The sequence below is a fragment of the Acidimicrobiales bacterium genome, from assembly GCA_035316325.1.
Lineage (GTDB): Bacteria > Actinomycetota > Acidimicrobiia > Acidimicrobiales > VFJN01 > DASXTK01.
In genome coordinates, this window is record DATHJB010000058.1 from 45,354 (window position 1) to 68,345 (window position 22,992).

The window sequence follows — 22,992 nt, forward strand, 5'->3', positions numbered from 1 at the left end:
TCCTCGTCGCTCCCGGATCAGAGCGGGCCGGAGATGCCGCCGTCCTTGCGGACACGCCAGAAGTGGATGGCCATGAAGATCACGATCACGAAGGGCAGCAGGAGCACGTGGAGCACGTACCAGCGCAGCAGCGTGTCGGAGCCGATCTCGGCACCGCCCAGCAGGACGAAGCGCACCTGGTCACCGAACACGGGCGAGTAGCCCATCATGTTGGTGCCCACGGTGACCGCCCACAGGGCGAGCTGATCCCATGGCAGCAGGTAGCCGGTGAAGCTGAGCAGCAGCGTCAGCAGCAGCAGGATGACGCCGATCACCCAGTTGAACTCGCGGGGTGGCTTGTAGGCGCCGTGGTAGAAGACGCGGGCCATGTGCAGGAACACCGACAGCACCATGAGGTGCGCGGCCCAGCGGTGCATGTTCCTGACCAGCAGGCCGAAGGTGACCGACGTCTGCAGCGTGTAGATGTCGTCCCACGCCTGCGCCGCCGTCGGCCGGTAGAAGAACATCAGGAAGATGCCGGTGATCGTGAGGACGATGAACAGGAAGAAGCTGAGCCCGCCCAGGCAGAGCGTGTAGCTCACCTTCACGGCGTGCCGCTTCACCTTCACCGGGTGCAGGTGGTAGAGCACGCTGTTCATGATCACGTAGGAACGGTTCCGAGGGCTGTCCGTGTAGCCCTTGCGGAAGATCGAACCCGGCCGGAAGATCGAGTTCCAGACCTGTGAGCCCTGGATGTTGCCGGGAAGGTCGCGCATCGCCTTCTCGGCCCGCTCCCGGAGGGGCGGCTTCGATTCCATCGTCTTGGCCATTACTCCGTCTCACTCATCCCAGACGCATCCCGTAGCCGTAGCCGTGCGTGTTGGTTCGCTGGTGCGAATCGCCCGTCGCCACCGGGTCGCCGACCTTACCGAGGATGATCACCCCGGTCGGGCACCGGTCGACGCACAGGGCGCAGCGTGTGCAGACGTCGTCGTCGATGACGAAGACGACGTGGTCGGAAGGATCCTCGCCCGGAAGCTCGGTCTCGACGGCCTCGTCGATGGCCGTCGGGCTGACCATGTGGATGCACTTCCACGGACAGATGTCGACGCAGCCCTCGCACATGATGCACTCGGACTGGTCGATGTGGATGAACTGCTTCGGCTTGACCGCCTTGGAGAGCCAGGCCGCGTCGACCTCCTGGAGGACGTAGTCCTCCCGGAACTCCGGCATCGGGGGGTTGGCGTCGTTCTTGGCCATGGTCGTGACCTGCCCCGCTCAGCCCTTCCGAACCAAGGGCCGGCCGTAGCGCGAGGCCGGCACCACTGCCGCCCGCTCCTTGGAGCGGTCCTGCCAGAAGGCCCAGACGCCGAGGTGGAGGGCGATGCCCAGGCCGTAGACACCCATCACGATGGTGTCCTTCAGAGCCGCGTAGTTGACGTCGAGGGGCCACCAGCTCAGCCACTCCTGGCCGAACAGCGGCTGGCCCGACTGCGCCAGGAACTTGTCGGTGCCCCAGTTGAGCTCGTTGGTCGCCCACTGCAGCCACTGGTTGGGGATGACCCCGTACCACCAGAAGAAGACCAGGAAGGCGTAGGTGGCCGCGAACATCGCCTCGCCCCACGACAGCGGGGTGCCCATCGGCCGGCGCTTGCCCACGACGAACACCACGCCGACAGCCAGCAAGCCGAGCACTAGGGATGTGATGAAGGCGACCACGTCGTGCGACTCCTCGTGAAATCGCTCACATTGCTGTTCGCTGATCCGGTCTGCCAGCGAAGGTTTTGGCTGGTTTAGCACGGCCGCTCGCGGGGGTTCACATTCGGCTCATACCTTCCTCGCGACACCGTGTGGTCTTGGTACCGCCCTGGCGCCCATGCGTAGAGTGACCGGCCGAGGTACGTCCGCGGAGGCTTCGTTGACAGAAATCCCCGAGCATCTCCTGCAGCGTTCGCGTGAGCGGCGCGCCGCCCTGGGACTGGGTGGTGACGCGCCCGCTTCCGGGTCAGGTGGTGAAGCCGCATCCACTCCGGCTCCCGCCGAGTCGGCCGCTGTCCCGGCGACGACCGGTGGCGCTGGTGGTGCACCACCGACGACGCCCGCCGTCCCGGCGGAGCCGACGCCCGAGCCGCCGAAGCCGGTCCCCGCCTACGTGCAGGCCGCCCAGCGCCGTCGCCGCATCCCGCTGTGGGCGATGCCGGTGCTGGCCGCGCTGCCGATCTGGAGCTACGTCTACGTCCGCACGCTGGAGCCGGCGCCCGTCGAGAACGACCCGATCGAGCTCGGCGCCGCGCTGTTCGCCCCCTGCGGTGCCTGCCACGGCGGCACCGGCGGCGGGGCGGGTGCGCCCCAGATCTCCGACGGGCGCGTCGAGGCGACCTGGCCCGACTTCCGGGACCAGCTCATGTGGGTGAAGCTCGGCGCCAAGGAGTGGCCCGGCGACACCTACGGCGCCGAGAACATCAGCAAGGAAGCCAACAGCGGCATCATGCCCGGCTACGGCGGCAGCCTCACCGACCAGGAGATCGCCCAGGTGGTGCTCTACGAGCGCCGGGAGCTCTCCGACGACGAGGCGCCCGAGGGCGAGGACGACGTCCTCCTGGCCATCGCCAACGGCGAGATGACCTTCGCCGATGCCGGCGTGGGCGAGCTCTCCGCGGCGGCCGGGCTCACCGAGGCCGACCTCGAGGGCTGACCCCCGGTCTCGCCGATCGGGCGACCGGCGTCGGAGACGGCCCGGTAGCCGCCAGAGTGGACAGGTGGATCGCATGACGACGAAGCCGAGCCCGTGACCGACCACCGCTACGACGTGCTGGTGGTGGGGGGCGGGCCGGCCGGCGCCGCGGCCGCCTACTGGCTGGCGACGGCCGGCCACGACGTCTGCGTGATCGAGCGCAAGACCTTCCCCCGCGACAAGACCTGCGGCGACGGCCTCACCCCGCGGGCGGTGCGCCAGCTGGCCGACATGGGCCTGGAGCCGGCCATCGCTGCGGCCCACCACCGCCACGACGGGCTGCGGGCGCTGGCCCACGGCATCACGCTCGAGCTGCCCTGGCCCGACCACCCGGAGTTCCCGTCGTACGGCTACGTCGTGCGGCGCCGCGACCTCGACGGGATGGTCGCCGACCACGCCGCCGCGGCCGGGGCGACGCTGCGCACGGGGACCGAGGCGGTCCGGCCGGTGCTGCGGGACGGGCTGGTCGCCGGCGCCGTCGTGAAGTCGAAGGAGTCCGGGACCACCGAGGAGATCCACGCCCGCTACGTGGTGGTCGCCGACGGGTCGCTGTCGCGGTTCGGGCGGGAGCTGGGGACGGCCCGCAACAAGAGCTACCCGCAGGGCATCGCCATCCGGGGCTACTTCGAGAGCACGCTGTCGAAGGACCCGTGGATCGAGTCGGCGCTCGACGTGCACGACCGCGACGGGCGCAGCCTCCCCGGCTACGGCTGGATCTTCCCGCTGGGCGACGGCACCATCAACGTCGGGATCGGCCTGCTGTCGACGTTCAAGGGCTACAAGGACGTCAACACGTCGCACCTGATGCGGGAGTGGGCGGCGACGGCCCCGGAGCACTGGGGCATCGACCCCGAGGCGATGCTGGCGCCCGCGACGGGCGGCCGGCTGCCGATGGCGGGGTCGATGAACCCGAAGGTGGGGCCGAACTGGGTGGTGATCGGCGACGCCGCCGGGTCGATCAACCCGTTCAACGGCGAGGGCATCGACTACGCCTACGAGACCGCCCGGATGGCGGCGGGGCTGCTGGACGAGTCGCTGACGACGGGCACGGCCATGCCGCTGCAGCGCTACCCGTCGCTGCTCGACGACGAGTACGGCCTGTACTTCAAGGTGGCCCGGGCGTTCGCCAAGGTCATCGGCCAGCCGACGCTGATGAAGGAGCTCACCCGGGTGGGCATGCGGTCGCAGACGCTCATGGAGTGGGTGCTGCGCATCATGGCGAACCTGCTGCGGGAGGACGAGCTGGGGCCGGCCGAGGCGGCGTACCGCTCGGTGGCCCGCATCGCCCGCCTCGTCCCCGAACCGGCCTAGTTCAGGCCTTCTCGGCCTCCGCCGGCTCGGACTCGTCGTCGTCCTCCGCCGCACCGTTCGAGGGGACGTCGGCCTCCGCGGCTTCCGACTCCTCGGCGTCGTCGGGCTCGATCTCCTCGGCTTCGGCCTCCACGACCTCGTCCGACTCGGCGACCGGCTCCGGTTCGGCGTCCTCGACGGCCTCGACCTCGTCCGACTCGGCGACCGGCTCGGGTTCGGCCTCTTCGGTGTCGGCCTCTTCGGTGTCGGCGTCGGCGACCGGCTCCGGCTCGGACTCGGTCTCCTCGTCGGCGTCGGCGTCGGCCTCGGCTTCATCGGCGGCGGCGGAGGGCTCCTCTGGGGGGGCGACCTCGTCGGGGACCGGGGTGTCGTCGGTCTCGGCGTCGGAGTCCTCGGTGGCGGCGAGGAGGCTGCCCTCGTCGGTGGCGGGCGCCTCGAGCGGGAGGCCGTCGGCCCCGACCAGCTTCGACACGGCCGGCCGCACCTTGACCCACAGGTAGATCCCGTACGGCACCATCACCAGGCTCATCCACTGCGCCCCGGTCATGCCCAGCGCCCGCTCGTCGTTCACCCGCAGGGTGTCGAGCAGGAAGCGCACACCGCCGGCCCACACCATGAACAGCGCCACCAGCGTCGCCGGCTTCGGGTAGGTGTCCTTCCGCCGGGCCCAGCCGATCATCGCCGTCATCACCAGGAACAGAAGTCCCAGCGTGATCAGCTCGTAGAGCGCCGTGTTGTGGAAGGTCATGCCCTTGGTGAGCAGGGTGTCGCCCAGCTCGGGCTCCCGCACCGACCCGCCGTCGTAGCGGCTGGCCAGGAAGAAGTCGCTCTGGCCGCCGAAGTGCTCGCCCACGGCGTAGCAGCCGACCCGACCCAGGGCCATGCCGATCGTCAGTCCCCAGGCGTACCCGTTGAGGACGTTCCAGCGCTGCACCCGGGTCCACTTGCGGAACATCGGGTAGCCGACGATCAGCGCCGCGATGAACCCGCCGGAGAACTGGATGCCGCCCTCCCAGATCGCGATGACGTCGATCGGCTTGTCGATCTGGTCGGTGTGGGTGGCGACCCAGGTCAGGCGGGCGCCGATGATGCCGGCGAGCACCATGAGGGTGCCGGTGCGGTAGCTGTCCTCCCGCAGGACGCCGAAGCGCTCGCCGTAGCCGCCGCCCAGGCGGGCGCCGATCAGGACGCCCGCGGCGACCATCAGACCGAAGACCCGCAGCGTGAGCGGCCCGAGCTCGATCTCCGGAAATGTCGTGTAGGGAATGGCTGCGATCACAGGGGCTTATCCTGGCCTGCCTAGCGCTGCCGCGCTAGGCAGCCCCGGACAAGGCCCCATTCCTGTGCCTGCGGCAGGGCGGCAAGCCGCCGCCTCCGGCCGATCCAACACCTCGTCGGCGCAGCCCAGCCGCCTGCGAAGGCTTACAGGGGCTCGATCCAGCCGCCTACTGAGGCCGCCAGAGACTCGGCGTGGGAGGGGCCCCACGTGCCCTTGTGGTACAGCTCGACCTCGGGTGGGTTGTCGAGGAGGTGCTGGACGATGCGCCACTGCTCCTCCACGCCGTCGGCCCGGCCGAAGCGCCGGTGGTCGCCGTCCAGGGCGTCCTCCAGCAGGCGCTGGTAGGCCTCCTGGCGGTGCGGGAAGATCGACTCGTGGTCGACCTCGAGGTCGACCGGCCGGGTGACCAGCTCGTCCCCCGGGGCCTTGGCCTGGAGCTGCAGGGTGACGCCGTCGTCGTGGCCGAGGCGGAACCGCAGCCGGTTCGGCGTCGGGCGCGACGCCTTGGCCCCGCCGAACAACATCCGGGGCGGGGCGTTGAACGTGACCGTGGCCTCCAGCGCGGTGACCGGCATGTGCTTGCCCGCCCGGATCAACCACGGCACCCCCGCCCAGCGCCACGACTCGATGCCGAGCCGCAGGGCGACGTACGTCTCGGTGTCGCTGCCGGCGTCGACCCCCGGTTCGTCGACGTAACCCCGGTACTGGCCCCGCACCACGTGGTTGCGGGCGACGGCCCGGACCTGGCGCCACAGCCGCACCTTCTCGTCGCGCAGGGCGGTCTCGTCGCCCGACACCGGAGGCTCCATCGCCAGCAGGGCGACCACCTGCAGCAGGTGGTTCTGGAAGACGTCACGCAGCGCGCCCACCGACTCGTAGAACCGCCCCCGGCCGTCGACGCCGAAGTTCTCGGCCATCGTGATCTGCACGTGCGACACGTGGTTGCGGTTCCAGATCGGCTCCAGCATCGAGTTGGCGAACCGGAAGACCAGCAGGTTCTCGACGGGCTCCTTGCCGAGGAAGTGGTCGATGCGGAAGATGGCCTCCTCGGGGAAGACCTTGTGGAGCACCTCGTTCAGCTCGCGGGCCGAGTCGAGGTCGCGGCCGAACGGCTTCTCCACCACGACCCGGCTGCCCTCGCCGTTGAGCCCGACCCGGGCCAGGCCCTGCACGACGTCGTCGAACATCGACGGCGGGATGGCCAGGTAGAACAGCGGCCGCTTCACGCCCGCCAGCCGCTCGGCCAGGTGCTCGAACGTGGCGGCCTCGCGGTAGTCGCCGCTCACGTAGGTCATGCGGGCGGCGAGGCCCTTCCACACGACTTCGTCGATGTCGCCCTTGTCGGTGACGGCGCTGCGGGCGTGGTCGCGCAGGTCGTCGTCGCTCCAGTCCGACGAGGCGACGCCGACGATCGGGAGGCCGGCGCACGTCCCCGAAACCTCCATGGCGTACACCGCGGGGAAGATCTTCTTGTGGGCCAGGTCGCCCGTCGCCCCGAACAGGACGAGGGCGTCGCTGCGAGGGGCCCCGTTGCCGCTCATGGCTGTCCTCCGGGCTCCGTGACGACCCCGTGGCCGCCGAACTGGTTGCGCAGGGCGGCGACCGCTTTCATCGCCACCGAGTCGTCGACCTGCGACACGAACCGGGCCTGGAGCGCGGCGCTGATCGCCGGCGTGGCGACACCCCGGTCGATGGCCTCGAGCACCGTCCAGCGGCCCTCGCCCGAGTCCTTGGCGACACCGGCGATGCCCTCCAGCCCGGGGCTCTCCTGCAGCGCCCGCACCAGCAGGTCGAGCAGCCACGACCGCACGACCGAGCCGTGCTGCCAGGCCTCCAGCGCCGCGGTGACGTCGATGCCGAGCCCCGACCGGGCCAGCAGCTCGTAGCCCTCGGCGTAGGACTGCATCAGCCCGTACTCGATGCCGTTGTGGACCATCTTGGTGAAGTGCCCGGTGCCCAGCGCCCCGACGTGGGCGTAGCCGCCCTCGGTGGGCTTGAGGGCCAGGAACAGCGGTTCGACCAGGGCAACGTGGGCGTCGTCGCCGCCGACCATCAGCGAGTAGCCGTTCTCGCGGCCCCACACGCCGCCGCTGGTGCCGCAGTCGACGAAGCCGATGCCGTGGTCGGCCAGCGCCTGGCCGCGGCGCACCGAGTCGCGCCAGTTGGAGTTGCCGCCGTCGACCACCACGTCGTCGGGGGACAGGAGCTTGGCGAGCTCGTCGACCGTCGACTGGGTGGGGTCGCCCGAGGGGACCATCAGCCACACCACCCGGGGGACGTCCAGCGCCTGGATCAGCTCGCCCAGCGACCCGACCTGCGAGGCGTCGCTGAAGGCGTCGAAGCCGACCACCTCGTGGCCCGCCTCGGTGAGCCGGGCGGCCATGTTGGCGCCCATCTTCCCCAGCCCGACCATGCCGACCTTCATCGTGCGACCTCCAGGAGTTCGTCGAGCGCGACGCGGCCGGCTCGCCGGTCGCGCTGGCGCAGGGTGAGCAGGTCGCCCGCCGCCTGGGCCCGTTCGAGGGTGGCGAAGTCGTAGGGCTGGCCGGGGATCGGGACCTCGGCGATCGGGGAGCTCGAAGCGTCGCCCACCACCTGGACGAACACCCCGGTGGCCGGGCCGCCCTTGTGGAGCTGCCCGGTGGAGTGGAGGAAGCGGGGGCCGAGGCCGAGCGTGGTCGCCACCTGCAGCCGGTCGCGCAGCGCGGTGCGCACGGCCTCCAGGCGGCCGACCACCGGCGAGCCCGGGTCGACGAACGCCTGGATGCCGAGGTAGTCGCCGGGCCGCACCAGGGCGAGGAGATCCTCCAGCGGGACCAGCGGCTCGTCGGGCAGAAGGAGTTGCTCCCCGCTCTTGGCACCTGCCGGCGCCGGGCCGCTCGGGCCACGGCCTCCCTGGCGGTCGGCCTCGGCGGCCAGCACCTGGTTGGTGGCGGCCTTGGCCGCGGCGACGTCGGGCTGGTCGAACGGGTGGATGCCCAGCAGCGCCCCGCAGAGGGCCGTGGCCGCCTCCCACAGCAGCACCTGGCCGCCGAGGTCGTCGAGGTCGTCGTACGCCACCACGTGGACGGGGTGCCCGGCCGCGGCGAGGGCGTCGAACAGGGCCGCCGCGTGGCCGTCGGCGTCGCCCTCGGGGTCGTACAGGGCCACGAACAGCCGGTCGTCGCCGTAGATGCCGGGGTCGCCGATGGCCTCCCCGACGACCGGGATCACGCCCGTGCCGTCCTTGCCGGTCGACTCGGCCAGCAGCTGCTCCAACCACAGCCCGAACGACGCGACGCCCTCGGGCAGCAGGAGCGTCACCTTGTCGCGCCCGTTGCGGACCCCGGCGGCCAGCACGGCGGCCAGCGTGGCGGCCGGGTTGACCCGCGCCGCGCCGCGCAGGCGCTCCGCCATCGTCGACGCCGAGTCGAGCAGCCGCCCGGCGTCGAACCCGGCCAGGAGCGCCGGCACGATCCCGAAGTGCGACAGCGCCGAGTAGCGCCCGCCGATGTCGGGTCGGTTGAGGAACACGTGGGCGAACGCCCGCTCCTCGGCCAGGGCGGCGAGCGCCGAGCCGGGGTCGGTGATCACCGCGAAGCGGGCCGGGTCGGAGTGGCGCTCCCAGGCCCAGTCGAGGTGGCTGCGGGTCTCCAGGGTGGTGCCCGACTTCGAGGCGGCGACGTGCAGCGTGCGGTCGGCCGGCAGCTCGGCGGCGAGGCGGGACAGGGCCGCCGGGTCGGTGGTGTCGACGACGTGCAGCGCCGGAGCCCCCTCGACCCGACCGAACGACGACGCCAGCACCTCGGGGAACAGGCTGGACCCGCCCATCCCCATGATCAGCACGTGGTCGACGTCGGCGGCGAGCTTGGTGCACTCGGCGCTCAGCGAGTCGAGCCCGACGAGCAGCTCGGGCACCACGGTGAGCCAGCCCAGGCGGTCGCTGATCTCGGTGGGGTCGTCGCGCCAGAGGGTGTGGTCGGCGGCCCAGAGCCGGGCGACCGCATCGCGCTCGGTGAGCTCTGCGAGGGCGGAGGCGGTCTCGCCGGCAAGAGGGCCGAGGCGATCCGGGACTGAGTCGAGCGTCACGCCCCTTCTTGCTACCAGCCCCCGACAGGAATCCGCGCCACTGAGGCCGAGCGACCGCGAGGCCGTGGCCCGAGCGGCCCGGTGCCGCAGGCGCCAGGAGCGGGAAGCGCAGCACCTCGCGCCCGGACGAGGTGCCTCAACGGAGCGCGTCCATCGCCCCCGTGAGTTCGTCGAGGACGTCGTCGCTGTGGGCGAGGCCGGGGAAGAGGACCTCGTAGGCGCCGGGGGCGAGGGCCACGCCGGCGTCGAGGAGAGCGTGGAAGAGGCGGGCGTAGGCGGCCTCGTCGGTGCGCTTGGCCGACTCGTAGTCGACCGGCAGCTCGTCGCCGAGGTACAGGCCCACCAGCGACGACACGACCGGCACCTGAGCGACGACGCCCGCCTTGTCGAGCCCGGTCCGCAGCACGCCCGCCAGCGCCTCGGCCTGGCGCCGGAGGGTTGCGTACGCCGTGTCGTCCAGCAGGTCGAGCGCAGCGAGCCCGGCGGCGGTGGCCAGCGGGTTCCCCGACAGCGTGCCCGCCTGGTACACGGGGCCCAGCGGGGCCACCACGGACATGATGTCGGCCCGCCCGCCGTAGGCCCCGACCGGGAGGCCGCCGCCGATGACCTTGCCCAGCGTCGTCAGGTCGGGCGTGACGTCCAGCAGCTCCTGCGCCCCGCCCCGGGCCACCCGGAACCCGGTGATCACCTCGTCGAACACCAGCAGGGCACCCACCCGATCGCACTCGGCCCGCAGTCCCTCCAGGAACCCGGGCTGCGGCGCCACCAGGCCCATGTTGGCGGCGATCGGCTCGACGACCACGCACGCGACCTGCTCGTCGAGCGTCGGCACCACGTTGTACGGCGCCACCACGGTGTCGGCGACGGCACCCTCGGTCACCCCGGCGGAGCCCGGCAGCCCCAGGGCGGCCAGACCGCTGCCGGCCTCGGCCAGCAGCAGGTCGCCGTGACCGTGGTAGTTGCCGGCGAACTTCACCACCTTCGGGCGGCCGGTGAACCCCCGCGCCACCCGGATGGCCGACATCGTCGCCTCCGTACCGCTCGACACCAGCCGCACCCGCTCGCACGACGGCACCCGCGCCCGGATCGCCTCCGCCAGCAGCACCTCGCGCTCGGTCGGGGCGCCGAACGACGTGCCGTCGACCGCGGCCTGCTGCACCGCCTCGACGATGGCGGGATGGGCGTGGCCGGCGACGATCGCCCCGTAGGACTGCACCAGGTCGACGTAGCGCCGCCCCTCCACGTCCCACACGTGGGCGCCCGCACCCCGGGCCACGAAGTACGGCGTCCCCCCGACCGCCCGGAACGCCCGCACGGGACTGTTCACCCCACCCGGGATCACGTCACAGGCACGGGCGAAGAGCTCGTCGTTGGTCATTCTGTCTTCGCTCACCCGGCTATAGCCCGCTGAGCGAAGACACTTCGACGGTCAACGCAGCGACTCGGCGACCGAGCGGGCGGCGTACGTCAGGATCATGTCGGCGCCGGCCCGCTTGATCGCCAGCAGGTGCTCCCGCATCACGGCCGGGCCGTCGATCCAACCCCGCTCGGCGGCAGCGTGGACCATGGCGTACTCGCCGGACACGTGGTACGCCGCCAGCGGGGCGTCCAGCTCGGCCCGGGCCCGGGCGATCACGTCGAGGTAGGCGAGCGCCGGCTTCACCATGAGGATGTCGGCGCCCTCCACGTAGTCGGCCCGCAGCTCCTCCATCGCCTCGCGCACGTTGCGCGGGTCCTGCTGGTAGGCCTTGCGGTCGCCGCCGCCCACGATGGTGACGTCGACGGCGTCGCGGAACGGCCCGTAGAGGGCCGAGGCGTACTTGGCGGCGTAGGCGAGGATCGGCAGCGGCTCGAACCCCGCGTCGTCGAGCGCCTCGCGGATGGCCATGACCTGGCCGTCCATCATCCCCGAGGGAGCGACGATGTCGGCCCCCGCCTCGGCCTGGGCGACCGCGACCTGGGCGTACAGGTCCAGCGTGGCGTCGTTGTCGACCTCGCCCGACTCCGTCAGCACGCCGCAGTGGCCGTGGTCGGTGTACTCGTCGAGGCACAGGTCGGCGATCAGCACCATGTCGTCGCCGAGGTCGCTGCGCAGGTCGGACAGCGCCAGCTGGACGATGCCCTCCGGGTCCCAGGCGCCGGAGCCCTCGGCGTCCTTGTGCGCCGGCACCCCGAACAGCACGACCCCGGGGATGCCCAGGGCGGCCAGCTCGTTGACCTCCTTGCGGAGGGACTCGCGGGTGTGCTGCACGACCCCCGGCAGCGACGCGATGGGCTGCGGGACGTCGATGCCCTCGCGCACGAACAGCGGGGCGATCAGGTCGTCGGCGGAGAGCGAGGTCTCGGCCACCAGGCGACGCAGAGAAGGGGTCCGGCGGAGACGGCGCAGACGCCGCTGCGGGAAGCTCACTCCCGGATGCTAACTGCCTCGGCGCAGCCGAGACCTCTCGGGGCGGCGGCGGGGTGGTTGGTATGGGACTACGCCCCGACGGCCACACGCCGGAAAAGCCCGACCGTCCCCGAAATCCGGAGCGGCGCCGGATTTCGGGGACGGAGCATGGGGTTCAGCCGCCGGTGATGAGGTCCTCGGGGGTGAGGTCGGCGGTCTGGCCCTCGTAGTCGTAGTCCTGCACCACGGTGAAGTAGTTCGGGCCGTCGGGGCCCGCGAACTGGTACTGCACCAGGTCGAACCGCTCGCCCATGAAGGGGTCGTCCTCGCCGTCGGTGGTGACGCCGGTGCCCGGGGCCAGGAGCCCCACGTCGTCGCCCACGTCGAGGCTGCGGACCGACTCCATCACCGCCAGGCGGGTGGGGGCCTCGGCCTGCTGCAGGGCCTCGACGAACAGCGCGGCCTGCGTCCAGCCGTAGGCGACGATGCCGTTCTCGACGTCGGCGTCGGGCGTGAACTGGGCCACCTTCTCGCGGTACAGCTGCATCGCCTCGTCGTCGGCGAAGTCGGGGCTCAGCGGATCCTTGATGTTGCTGATGCTGTAGACGCCGGCGGCGTTCTCGCCGGCCAGGCCCATCAGCGTCTTCGAGATGCAGGTGCCGGACACCCAGGTGATCTCCCGCTCCCAGCCGGCCTGCCCCGCCTTGGCGAGGGCGTCGGGGCAGGGGATGAGGGTGGCGCCGTTGAAGAACACGTCGGCGCCGGAGCCGGCCAGGCTGGTGATCTGGGCCGACACGTCGGCCGTGGCGCCCGCGGGGTAGGTCTCCACCTGCACCAGCTCGATGTCGGTGCCCTCGATGGCCTGCTCGAAGCTGTCGCGGTAGCCGGCGCCGAAGTCGTCGTTCTGGATGAGCATCGCCACCTTGGCGTCGGGCTTCTGGTCCTTCAGCAGCTCGGCGAACACGTAGCTCTCCAGGCTGTAGGGCGGCAGCGTCGAGCCGATCAGCCACGGGTAGTCCGGGTTGCCCCAGGCCGGCGAGCCGGTGGCGGCGAACACGTCGGGCACGCACTGGTCGCCCAGGTTGTCGCGGATGGCGATGTTGTTCGACGTGCCGACCACGCTGAACACGGAGAAGGCGTTCTCGGCGTCGGTGCCGACCAGCTCCTCGATGTTCGCGGCGGTCTTGGCGGCGTCGTACTCGTCGTCCTGGTCCTCCCACTCGAGCTGGAAGGTCTTGTCGCCGATCTCGACGCCACCCTCCTCGTTGATCATCTCGAAGTACGACTTCCAGCCGTTGGCGATCTGCGCGAACGCCGCGGTCACGCCGGACTGCGGGAAGCTCGACACCAGCTTGATGGTGTCGCCCTCGATCTCGGAGGTGGGGTCGACCAGGCAGTCGGCGGTGTCGATGCTGCTGGCGCCGCCACCGTCGCCGCTACCGTCGCCGCCGCTGTCGGTGCCGGCGTCATCGTCGTCGTCCCGTTGGCTGCACGCCGCCGCGAGCAGCAGCGGGACCAGGAGGACCGACACAAAGCGCACTGCACGGATTCTCTTCATCAAGCGCTCCTACGTAGGTTCTGGGGCTACCTCTACTGATGCCCGACGGCTGCCCACGCGGGCGAACAGGCGCCGGATCCCTCCCACCACACCGTCGGGCAGCACGTAGACGAGCAGGATCAGCGCGCCGCCGAAGATGGCCGGCGACAGCACCTCCTTGCCCTCTATGAGGTCCTCGGTGTTGCGGCGGAGCAGGACCACGATCAGGGCGCCCACCAGCGGGCCGAGGATCGTCGCGGTCCCTCCGATGACGAGCGCCACGAGGAACTCGATGGACAGCCGGAAGTAGAGCGCCGGGTTGGTGGCGTTCGCCGAGCCGTCGACCATCACCGACAGCGAGCCGGCGATGCCCGCGTAGGCCGCGCTGAGCCCGAACGCCCACAGCTTGGTGCCGGCCAGGTTGACGCCGACCGTCGCGGCGGCCAGCTCCTGCTCGCGGACAGCGACCATGGCCCGCCCCGGCCGTGCCCGGGTCAGGTTCCAGGCGACGAGGTAGAGGACGACGACCACGGCGAGGCACACGTAGTACTTCCACTGGTCGTCCTCGAGCCCGTCGAGCAGCGACGAGAACTCGCGCCGACGGGGCTGGACCAGGGCGATGTTCCCCGAACCCTTCACGTACTTGGAGGCCACCTGCGGGAACAGCACCGCCAGGCCCAGGGTCACCAGCGCCAGGTAGAGCCCCCGCACCCGCAGCGCCGGGAAGCCCACGAGGACGCCGAACGTGGCGGTGAGCAGCGCGGCGATCGGGATCGTCGCCTCGAACGTCCAGCCGTGGTCGACCATCAGGATGGCGGTGGTGAACGCCCCGACGCCGAAGAAGGCGCCGTGGCCGATCGACACCTGGCCGGTGAACCCGGTGAGCAGGTTGAGGCCCATGGCGGCCACGGCCAGGTAGAGCGCCTGCGACAGCACCTTGTTGTCGACCGGCTGGAAGTACCAGGGCGCGTACAGCGCGGCGAACGCCAGCACGCCGCCGATCACCACCCGCGCCCAGAACACCGGGCGCGGCAGGGCCGCGTACAGGGGCACGCCGGAGTCGGGTGCGGTCGCCGGCTCGTCGGGGGCGTCGACGTCGGTTGCCATCAGACCCGCTCCACCGTGCGACTCCCGAACAGGCCGTTCGGGCGGACCAACAGGACCACCAGGATCAGCGCCAGCGGCAGCACCACCGGGATGCCGTCGAGCGCGTCGACGTACTCCACCGCCAGGGCGTCGGCGACGCCCACGACCAGGCCGCCGACCACCGCGCCGACGAGGCTGTCGAAGCCGCCCAACGCCGCGGCGGCGAAGGCGTACACCAGGATGATCTGCATGAAGCTGGCGTCGAAGGCGGTGTCGGTGGAGGCGACCAGCGACCCGGCGACGGCACCGAGCGCGGCGGCCAGGCCCCAGCCGAGCATCAGCATCACGCCGGTGTTGATGCCGACGAGCCGGCTCGAGTCGGGGTTCGACGCCACCGCCCGCAGCCGCAGGCCCACCTTGGTCTTCTGCAGCAGCAGCCACAGGAGCAGGCACTCACCGATCAGCACGGCGATCAGCCCCAGCGTCTCCTTCTGAATGTTCGTGTCGCCGATGTGGAACGAGTCCGTGGGGAAGACGTTGGGCACCTTCTGCGGGTCGGTGCCGAATGCCAGCAGCGCCAGCGAGTTGATGGCGAGGAACATGCCCAGCGTCACGATCACCACGTTCAGCGGGTTGTGGGCCGACTCCACGGGACGGATCAGGATGCGCTCGATCAGCGCTCCGGCTACGAAGGCGATGCCCGCGGACAGGGCGATGGCCGCAACGACGGGGATGTCGCCCTCGGTGAACTTCCAGGTGAGGTAGGTGGCGAACAGCGCCATCTCGCCCTGGGCGAAGTTGAGGATGCCGGTCGACTTGTAGATGAGCACGAGCGCCAGGGCCACGGAGGCGTACACCACGCCGTTGCCGATGCCGTTGAGGAGCTGGGAGATGAACAGCTGCATCAGAACCCCAGGTAGGCCTGGCGGACGGCCTCGTTCTCGCGGAGCTCGGCGGCCGACCCCTGCACCGCGATCCGCCCGGTCTCCAGCACGTAGCCCCAGTGCCCGATGTCGAGGGCGAGGTTGGCGTTCTGCTCGACCACCACGACCGTCAGTCCCTCCTCGGTGTTGAGCTCGCCCAGCCGGGCGAACAGCTCACGGGTGACCAGCGGCGCCAGGCCCAGCGACGGCTCGTCGAGCAGCAGCAGGCGGGGTCGGGCCATCATCGCCCGGGCCAGGGCCAGCATCTGCTGCTCGCCACCGCTCATGCTGCCGGCGGTCTGCTTGCGGCGGTCGCGCAGTCGGGGGAACGCGTCGTACCAGCGGGCCAGGTCGGCCTCGATGCCGTTGTCGCGGCGGGCGGTGGCGCCGAGGCGCAGGTTGTCCTCGACGGTGAGGTCGGCGAACGTGCCGCGGCCCTGGGGGACGTGGGCGATGCCCATGCGGGCGATGGCCTGGGTGGGCTTGCCGACCAGCGACTGGCCGTCGAAGCGCAGCTCACCGTGGGCCTTGACCATCCCGCAGATGGCCCGCAGCGTGGTGGTCTTGCCGGCGCCGTTGGCCCCGAGGATCACCACCACTTTGCCCTCCTCGACGGTGACGTCGACACCGCGGAGAACCTGCACCTGCCCGTATCCGCCCTCGACGGCCCGCAGCTCCAGCAGGGGCCTCTCCGTCATGTGGGCGCCCCCAGGTAGGCCTCGATGACGACGGGGTCGTTGCGCACCGCCTCGGCCGTGCCCTCGGCGATCTTCCGGCCGAAGTCGAGCACCACGATGTGCTCCGAGAGGGCCATGACCATCGACATGTGGTGCTCCACCAGCAGGATCGTGAGGTCGAACTGGTCGCGGATGCCCCGGATGGTCTCCACCAGCTCGTCGACCTCGCCGTGGGTGAGGCCGTTGGCGGGCTCGTCGAGCATGAGCAGCTTGGGCTCGGCGGCGAGGGCCCGGGCCAGCTCGATGCGCTTGAGGGTGCCGAACGGCAGCCCCGCGGTCGGCCGATGCGCCAGGTGGGCCAGCTCGAGCTGTTCGAGCAGGTCGAGGCCCTGCCGGCGCTGCGCCCTGTCCTCGCGAGCCGCCCCGATGCGGAAGATGGCATTGACGAACCCGGTGTGGCCGCGCTCGTGGGCGCCGGTCATCACGTTCTCGAGCACGGTCATCGACGGGAACAGCGCCACGTTCTGGAACGTGCGGGCGATCCCCGAACCGACGATGCGGTGGGCGGGGACGGCCAGCAGGTCCTGCCCGTCGAACGTCACCGCGCCCTGGTCGGGCTCGTAGAGCCGGCTGACGACGTTGAACAGGGTGGTCTTGCCGGCGCCGTTGGGGCCGATGAGGGCGCAGATCTGCCCGGCCTCGACGGAGAACGACAGGCCGTCGAGCGCGACGACGCCACCGAAGCGCACTCCCACGTTGTCGACGTTCAGCAAGGCCATGGACTTCCCACCCGAGGAGTTGCGACAGTCAAGCACAGGGTGACTGCGGTCACGCTGATGCGTGTCGGGCCCGTCATACTGACTTAGGCGACGGCTCCGAGGCCATCCAGGCGAGGATCGCCTCGACGAGCCCGTCGATCGTGTGGACGGGTGCCTCGATGTCGACCCGCAGGCCGTGCTCACGGGCCGTGGCGGCGGTGATCGGCCCGATCGTCGCCACCACGGGGGGCACGGCGTCGGGGCCGGCGGCGTCGAGGAAGCGGGTGACGGTCGACGACGAGGTGAACGTCACCATGTCGGCCGACGCCAGCTCGGCGCGGCGCTCCTCGGGCAGTCCCGCCGCCACCGTGCGGTAGGCCTCCACGATCTCCACCTCCCAGCCGCGCGCCGCCAGGCCCTTGGGCAGCACGTCACGGGCCTGCGCCGCTCGGGCCAGGAGGATGCGCCCCGGCCGGTCCGGCGGGGGGTCCGGGAACACGTCCACCAGCGACTCGGCCACGAACTGGGGCGGCACCAGGTCGACCAGCACGTTCCCGGCCGCCAGCGCCTCGGCGGTGCCCGGCCCGATGGCGGCGAGCCGGGAGCGCCCGAACGCCCGGGGGTCGAGCCCCAGCGTGCGCAGCGCCTCCAGCAGGGCCCGGGCCCCGTTGGGCGACGTCAGCACCACCCAGTCGTAGCTGCCCAGCTCGGCGGCGGCGACCCGCAGCCCGGCGCCCCCGTCCTCGGCGTCCTGCACCGCGATGGCCGGCACCTCGACGGTCTCCGCGCCGAGCGCGGCCAGCTTGGCGACCAGCTCCGACGCCTGCTCCCGGGCCCGGGTCACCACGATCGTGCGGCCGAACAGCGGCCGCTTCTCGTACCACGACAGGTCGTAGGCGGCGACCTCGCCGATCACGATCACCGACGGCGTGCCCAGCTTCTCGGTGCCGATCGTGCCCAGCGTCGCCCGCACGGTGCGCTGCTCGGGGCGGGTGCCCCACTGCACCGCGGCGACGGGCGTGTCGGGCGAGCGCCCGCCGGCCATCAGGGCGGTGGCGATGCGACCGATGCGCGCCACCCCCATCAGCACCACGATCGTGCCGCCCACCTGGGCGACGGCCCGCCAGTCGACGGTCCCCTCCTCGCCGGAGCCGGGGTCCTCGTGGCCGGTGACGATGGTGACGCTGGTCGACGAGTGCCGCATCGTGACGGGGATGCCGGCGTAGGCGGGGACGGCGATGGCCGACGTGATGCCGGGGATCACCTCGAAGGGGATGCCCGCATCGAGGAGCGCGGCCGCCTCCTCGCCGCCGCGGGCGAACACGAACGGGTCGCCGCCCTTGAGCCGGACGACGGTGGCGCCGTCCTTGCCCCGCTCGACGAGCAGGGCGTTGATCTCCTCCTGGGTGCGGCGGGTGAGGCCGGGCGCCTTGCCCACGTCGATGCGCTCGGCGCCGAGCGGCGCCAGATCGAGTAGAGATTCCTGTGACAGACGGTCGTAGACGACCACGTCGGCCCGTTCGAGCACTTCGAGAGCACGCACGGTGAGCAGCCCTGGATCGCCAGGTCCGCCTCCGACGAGGAACACGGTCACGGCTTGCGAGGATAGGGGTTGGCCCCCGGCACGCCGGGGTTCGCAGCTGGGGGAGATGCGGTTGGGGAAGTGGAGGCTGTGTGCCGTGGCCGCGCTGGCGGTGACGATCGGCTCCGGGTCGACCCCGCCCGTGTCGTCGGGCCCGGAGCGACCGGTGGCGCACCGACGGACCGCGCCTCCAACCGACGTGACCCCAACCGACGTGGCCCCGGCGCCGCGGGTGCTGTTCGTGGGCGACTCCCTGGCGGCCCAGCTCGGCCACCACGCCACCGTGGCGCTGCACGAGGCGGGCGTCGAGGCCGACGTGGCGGCGGCCTGGGGCATGGGGCTGTTCACCCGGGAGCAGTACGACATGGGGACGCTGCAGCCGAACCCGTCCGACCAGTCGCTGCTGGGGCTGGCCGCCCACGCGGTCGCCGAGTTCGACCCCGACGTCGTCGCCGTCTACAGCAACCACAACTACTGGCCGCCGCACCCCCGATCAGCCCAGGGGACGCCCATCACCTGGGAGTCGCCCGAGTTCCCGGGGATGGTCCGCACCCTGCTGACCGAGCTGGTGCGGCGACTGTCGGTCGGCGGGGCGAAGGTGTACCTGATCGCCCCGATCCCGCTCTTCCCGCCCGACGACCAGCCCGAGGACACGTCGATCTGGGACGCCTACATGGCGGTGCGCGAGGAGCTGGGCGTCGAGGTGGTCACGCCGGGCGACTTCATGGCCCGCGCCGACGGCGAGCGGGTGGACGCGCTGCCGGACTGCACGGGGGCGCCCCGGCCGGTCCGACCCGGGATCGACGTCCACCTCACCTACTTCGGCGCCGGGCTGCTGGGCAGCCGGGCGGCCACGGCGATCGCCGACCGACTGCCGTCGCTCACCCCGTCGACGGGCACACGTCCCACCGGCCCCGGGGAGCCACCGGTGGCGCTGCTCCCCGACCACACGGGCTACCGCCTGGTGAGCTGCGACGGCGCCACGTTCCACTTCGGCCGCCACACGACGCCCCTGGGCAGCGCCGCCGGGGGCCAGGGCCGCTCCGAGGGCGACCCGGTGGTGGCCGCCGCCGACGTGGACGACGGCGAGGCGGCGCTGCTGCTGACCCGGGCGGGCGCGGTGCTGCGTCTGGGCGACCCGGACGACCCGACGGCCCCCACGGTCGCCCGGGTCCCGCTGGCCGACGGCGAGGTCGCGGTCGGCATCGCCACCACCCCCGACGACGGCTTCTGGGTCGCCACCAGCGCCGGCCGGGTCCACCCCCTCGCCGACGCCCCGGCCCTCGGTGGTGTCGAGGACAGCGTGGTCGCCCTGGCGGCCGCGCCCGATGGCCGGGGGTACTACCTGCTGACCGCCGGCGGGCGGGTCGTCGGGTTCGGGGAGGCGCCGACGTTCGGCGACCTCCCGGACGGCGCCGGCGAGCCCGTGGCGCTGGCGATCCACCCGTCCGGCGACGGCTACTGGGTGCTCGACCGGGCCGGCGGCGTCCACGCCTTCGGTGCCGCCCGGCCCCACGGCGAGGTGGCGGCCCTCCCGATGTGGCACCAGTCCCTCGACCGCGAGAAGGCCGGCCTGCCGCCCCTGCCGGTGCCGGCCGACCAGGTACCGCCGGTCGACGCCGTGGCGCTGCTGCCCACGCCGACGGGCCGGGGCTACTGGGTGGCGCTGGCGAGCGGCGCGGTGTGCCACTTCGGCGACGCGCCCACCCTGGGCGGCATCCACCGCGCCGAGGTCGACCCGCTGATGACCTTCGTCGGTGAGCCCTACTGGCCCGAGGGCCCCTGCACCAGCCCACCCCGCGACCGCTTGATGTCGCTCACCGCCCTCTTCACCGACGTCCGCAAGGTCCTCACCACCGGCGCCCGCTGACGTTCTAGCTGGCCGACTCCAGCAGCACTGCGCCGCCCTTGTCGTGGAGGAGGAGGTTGGCGAGGGAACGGCCCAGGGCGGCGCCGGCCGAGGCGGGGCCGGTCATCTCCTCCCGCAGCAGGGTGCGGCCGTCGACCGTCGAGATCATCCCCTCCACCTTGAGGCCGTCGCCGGCGATCGTGGCGTGGGCGGCGGCCGGCAGCGAGCAGTCGCCGCCCAGCTCGGAGAGGAACCCCCGCTCGGCGTCGACGCAGTGCCGGGTGGCCCAGTGCTCGATGCGCTCCACCACCGGCCGTATGTCGTAATCGTTGCGCCGGCACTCCACCGCGATCGCGGCCTGCCCGACCTGGGGCAGCATCACCTCGGGCTCCAACCGCTCGGCGATCTTGTCGGCCAGCCCCAGCCGGTCGAGCCCGGCGCAGGCGAGCACGATGGCGTCGAAGTCGCCGGCCTTCTCGACGCGGGTCGGGACGTTGCCGCGCAGGGTCTCGAAGCGCAGGTCGGGCCGGACGTGGGCCAGCTGGGCCCGGCGCCGCAACGAGCCGGTGGCCACCACGCCGCCGGCGGGCAGGTCGGCCAGCGTGGAGCCGACCATGCAGTCGCGCGGGTCCCAGCGAGGCGGCACGGCCGCCAGCACCAGGCCCTCGGGCGTGGTGGTGGGCAGGTCCTTGGCGGAGTGGACGGTGATGTCGGCGCGTTCCTCGAGCACGGCCAGCTGGATCTCCTTGGCGAAGACCCCCTTGCCTCCCATCTGCTCGATCGGCGTCTGGGGGTTGCGGTCCGCATGGGTCTCGACGATGACCAGCTCGACAGCCAGAGACGGCTCGACCGCCTGCAACATCCCGACGACATGCTCGGCCTGCCACAAAGCCAGGGCAGAACCACGGGTCGCAACCCGGAGCGTTTGGGGCACTAAGTCTCCGATTGGGTCTCGATGGAGAAGAGCTCGCGTAGCGCGGCAACGAGCCGATCACCCCGCGGGCTACCCGCAGCGTCCTTGAGGACCACCGTCGGCTGGTGCAGCAGCTTGGCGACGAGGCTCTTGGTGAAGGCCTCGACGGCCTCCAGTTCCGCGGGCTCCAGAGTAGTGAACCGGTTGCGGAAGCGCCCGAGCTCCGACGTGCGGATCTCCTCGGCCCGGCTGCGGAGCGCCACCACCAGCGGCGCGACCTCGCGAGCCGACGACTCCTCCAGGTAGCGCTGCAGCTCCTCGTCGAGGATGGCCTCCACGCTCGTGACCTCCCGCCGCCGCCCCGCGATGCCCTGCTCCGCGAACGCCCGCAGGTCGTCCATGTCGAGCAGCGTCACCCCGGGGATGTCGGCCGCCTCCCGGTCGACGTCGCGCGGCACGGCGATGTCGACGATCAGCAGCGGCCGGTCGGGTCGCACCGCCATGACCGGGATCAGGTCGATGGCCTCGATCATCGGCACGCGCGCCCCGGTCGACGTGAGCACCAGATCGACCTCGGCCAGCTGGTCCGGCAGGTCGACCAGCGGCACGGAGCGGCCGCCGACGCGGGCGGCCAGCTCGTCGGCGCGGGAGCGGGTGCGGTTGGCGACCCGCACCTCGGCGACGCCGGCGTGCGACAGCGCCGCGGTCATGCCCTCGCCCATCTCGCCGGCGCCGATCACCAGCACCGAGCGCTCGTGCAGGTCGCCCAGGCGCTGGGTGGCCATGGCCACCGCCGCCTGCGACACCGAGGCGATGTTGCGGGCGATGCCCGTCTCGGTGCGGGCCCGCTTGCCGGCCTGCAGGGCGTGCCGGAACACCAGGTTCAGCGTGCTGCCGGTGGTGCCTTCGGCGTGGGCCGCCTCCCAGGCCGCCTTGACCTGGCCCTGGATCTCGCTCTCGCCGAGCACGGCCGAATCGAGGCCGGCGGTGACGCCCAGCAGGTGGCGCACCGCGGGATCGTCGTAGTGGACGTAGAGGTGGTCGGAGAAGGCCTCGGGCGGCAGGAAGGACAGGTCGCCGAGGAAGTCGCGGATCTCGCCGAAGGCGGCGTGGAAGCGCTCGGCGACGGCGTAGACCTCGGTGCGGTTGCAGGTCGACAGCACGACCGCCTCGCTGAGGTTCTCACGCGTCGTGAGGTCGTGGAGCGCCTTGGAGATCTGGCCGTCGCCGATCGCCATCCGCTCGAGCAGGTCGAGGGGGGCAGTTCGATGGTTCAGTCCGATGACGACGACAGACACGCTCGCAAGCGCTCCTTGGCTTCTTCGGACCGTCCGGCCCGAACGAGGTCCAGAATTCCCGAATCAAGCGCCGCCCGCCAATCGAGCGACTCGGTGCCGCGGCCGTCGGCTTGGATCTCCTGACGCACTTCGGCCAACACCCCGATGAGCACGTCATATTCCGGCCCGAGCTCGTCGTCAAGGCGTCCGCGCAGCCAAGCGGCCACCGCGGGGCTGTGCCCACCTGTCGAGATCGTGACGAGAAGCTTGCCCTGCCGCACCCGGGCGGGCAGCACGAAGCTGCAGCGCTCCGGGTCATCCGCGCTGTTGACCCACACGCCGGCGGCCTCGGCGTCGTCGTACACCTGCTGGTTCACGGCGGGGTCGCCGGTGGCGGCGATGGCCAGCCGGTAGTCGCCGGCCTCCGGGGATCGGTACGCGCGCTCCGTGACCGCAACACCCAGCTCCGCGATCGCCGGCAGCACCTCGGGGGCGACCACGGTGACGTCGGCCCGGGCGTCGAGCAGCCCCCGCACCTTCTGCAGCGCCACCGGCCCGCCGCCCACCACCAGGCAGCGACGACCCTCCACCACGAGGTTGACCGGGTAGAGGGGGGCGTCGACCGGCATC

21 protein-coding genes are annotated in these 22,992 nt (G+C 71.9%); 3 read left to right on the forward strand and 18 right to left on the reverse strand.

The features are described 5' to 3' along the window. Positions 1-17: 17 nt before the first annotated feature. Genes extP through VK611_08070 form a run of 3 tightly spaced genes read right to left on the reverse strand, consistent with a single transcriptional unit; the run spans position 18 to position 1,698 of the window. On the reverse strand, positions 18-797 hold the full coding sequence (gene extP / locus VK611_08060; protein HMG41268.1) for a selenite/tellurite reduction operon b-type cytochrome ExtP: 780 nt from the start codon (positions 795-797) through the stop codon (positions 18-20). A gap of 25 nt (positions 798-822) precedes the next feature. After that, entirely contained in the window at positions 823-1,239 is a 417-nt protein-coding gene (locus VK611_08065) for a 4Fe-4S binding protein (protein HMG41269.1), read from the reverse strand. 18 nt (positions 1,240-1,257) lie between these two features. Further along, the gene (locus VK611_08070) at positions 1,258-1,698 is read right to left on the reverse strand and encodes a hypothetical protein (GenBank protein HMG41270.1); all 441 of its coding nucleotides are present in this window, start codon (positions 1,696-1,698) and stop codon (positions 1,258-1,260) included. A 199-nt stretch (positions 1,699-1,897) separates the two neighbouring features. Here VK611_08070 and VK611_08075 point away from each other — a divergent pair, with 199 nt between their 5' ends. Both VK611_08075 and VK611_08080 read left to right on the forward strand, forming a co-directional pair. After that, positions 1,898-2,674: a c-type cytochrome gene (locus tag VK611_08075; GenBank protein ID HMG41271.1), complete on the forward strand. Its 777-nt coding sequence runs from the start codon at positions 1,898-1,900 to the stop codon at positions 2,672-2,674. Positions 2,675-2,767: 93 nt separating this feature from the next. Then, positions 2,768-4,024, forward strand: a complete 1,257-nt coding sequence (locus VK611_08080) for a geranylgeranyl reductase family protein (GenBank protein HMG41272.1) — start codon at positions 2,768-2,770, stop codon at positions 4,022-4,024. A gap of 1 nt (position 4,025) precedes the next feature. Here the strand turns inward: VK611_08080 and VK611_08085 are convergent, their stop codons facing one another. The 12 genes from VK611_08085 to cobA form a co-directional block, all read right to left on the reverse strand. Then, the gene (locus tag VK611_08085) at positions 4,026-5,303 is read right to left on the reverse strand and encodes a prolipoprotein diacylglyceryl transferase family protein (GenBank protein ID HMG41273.1); all 1,278 of its coding nucleotides are present in this window, start codon (positions 5,301-5,303) and stop codon (positions 4,026-4,028) included. A gap of 143 nt (positions 5,304-5,446) precedes the next feature. Beyond that, complete coding sequence (zwf, locus tag VK611_08090) at positions 5,447-6,844, reverse strand: glucose-6-phosphate dehydrogenase (GenBank protein ID HMG41274.1); 1,398 nt, start codon at positions 6,842-6,844, stop codon at positions 5,447-5,449. Further along, positions 6,841-7,728, reverse strand: a complete 888-nt coding sequence (gene gnd, locus VK611_08095) for a decarboxylating 6-phosphogluconate dehydrogenase (protein HMG41275.1) — start codon at positions 7,726-7,728, stop codon at positions 6,841-6,843. The genes zwf and gnd overlap by 4 nt, the downstream gene beginning before the upstream one ends. Then, positions 7,725-9,371, reverse strand: coding sequence for a hypothetical protein (locus VK611_08100; protein ID HMG41276.1), 1,647 nt, complete (start codon positions 9,369-9,371; stop codon positions 7,725-7,727). Before VK611_08100 ends, gnd begins: the two co-directional genes overlap by 4 nt. Positions 9,372-9,507: 136 nt before the next feature. After that, the gene (hemL, locus tag VK611_08105; GenBank protein ID HMG41277.1) at positions 9,508-10,749 is read right to left on the reverse strand and encodes a glutamate-1-semialdehyde 2,1-aminomutase; all 1,242 of its coding nucleotides are present in this window, start codon (positions 10,747-10,749) and stop codon (positions 9,508-9,510) included. Positions 10,750-10,800: 51 nt separating this feature from the next. Beyond that, positions 10,801-11,781 carry a porphobilinogen synthase gene (gene hemB / locus VK611_08110; GenBank protein HMG41278.1) on the reverse strand — a complete coding sequence of 327 codons (981 nt, stop codon included), beginning with the start codon at positions 11,779-11,781 and terminating at the stop codon, positions 10,801-10,803. A 154-nt stretch (positions 11,782-11,935) separates the two neighbouring features. Beyond that, positions 11,936-13,291: an ABC transporter substrate-binding protein gene (locus VK611_08115; protein ID HMG41279.1), complete on the reverse strand. Its 1,356-nt coding sequence runs from the start codon at positions 13,289-13,291 to the stop codon at positions 11,936-11,938. Positions 13,292-13,327: 36 nt separating this feature from the next. Further along, positions 13,328-14,404: a branched-chain amino acid ABC transporter permease gene (locus VK611_08120; GenBank protein HMG41280.1), complete on the reverse strand. Its 1,077-nt coding sequence runs from the start codon at positions 14,402-14,404 to the stop codon at positions 13,328-13,330. Then, a complete protein-coding gene (locus VK611_08125) occupies positions 14,404-15,288 on the reverse strand; it encodes a branched-chain amino acid ABC transporter permease (protein HMG41281.1) in 885 nt (294 codons plus the stop codon). The genes VK611_08120 and VK611_08125 overlap by 1 nt, the downstream gene beginning before the upstream one ends. Next, entirely contained in the window at positions 15,288-16,004 is a 717-nt protein-coding gene (locus VK611_08130) for an ABC transporter ATP-binding protein (protein HMG41282.1), read from the reverse strand. The genes VK611_08125 and VK611_08130 overlap by 1 nt, the downstream gene beginning before the upstream one ends. Continuing rightward, positions 16,001-16,762 carry an ABC transporter ATP-binding protein gene (locus VK611_08135; GenBank protein ID HMG41283.1) on the reverse strand — a complete coding sequence of 254 codons (762 nt, stop codon included), beginning with the start codon at positions 16,760-16,762 and terminating at the stop codon, positions 16,001-16,003. The genes VK611_08130 and VK611_08135 overlap by 4 nt, the downstream gene beginning before the upstream one ends. A gap of 73 nt (positions 16,763-16,835) precedes the next feature. Then, on the reverse strand, positions 16,836-18,335 hold the full coding sequence (gene cobA / locus VK611_08140; protein ID HMG41284.1) for a uroporphyrinogen-III C-methyltransferase: 1,500 nt from the start codon (positions 18,333-18,335) through the stop codon (positions 16,836-16,838). Between the two features lie 85 nt (positions 18,336-18,420). Here cobA and VK611_08145 point away from each other — a divergent pair, with 85 nt between their 5' ends. After that, positions 18,421-20,193 carry an SGNH hydrolase domain-containing protein gene (locus VK611_08145; protein HMG41285.1) on the forward strand — a complete coding sequence of 591 codons (1,773 nt, stop codon included), beginning with the start codon at positions 18,421-18,423 and terminating at the stop codon, positions 20,191-20,193. Between the two features lie 4 nt (positions 20,194-20,197). On the opposite strand, the gene hemC is transcribed toward VK611_08145, so the two are convergent. From hemC to VK611_08160, 3 genes are read right to left on the reverse strand one after another with little or no spacing between them, the layout of a single operon-like run. Then, on the reverse strand, positions 20,198-21,106 hold the full coding sequence (gene hemC, locus VK611_08150) for a hydroxymethylbilane synthase (GenBank protein HMG41286.1): 909 nt from the start codon (positions 21,104-21,106) through the stop codon (positions 20,198-20,200). Then, positions 21,106-22,383, reverse strand: a complete 1,278-nt coding sequence (locus VK611_08155; protein ID HMG41287.1) for a glutamyl-tRNA reductase — start codon at positions 22,381-22,383, stop codon at positions 21,106-21,108. Before VK611_08155 ends, hemC begins: the two co-directional genes overlap by 1 nt. Next, the gene (locus tag VK611_08160; GenBank protein HMG41288.1) at positions 22,359-22,991 is read right to left on the reverse strand and encodes a bifunctional precorrin-2 dehydrogenase/sirohydrochlorin ferrochelatase; all 633 of its coding nucleotides are present in this window, start codon (positions 22,989-22,991) and stop codon (positions 22,359-22,361) included. Before VK611_08160 ends, VK611_08155 begins: the two co-directional genes overlap by 25 nt. Position 22,992 lies beyond the last annotated feature (1 nt).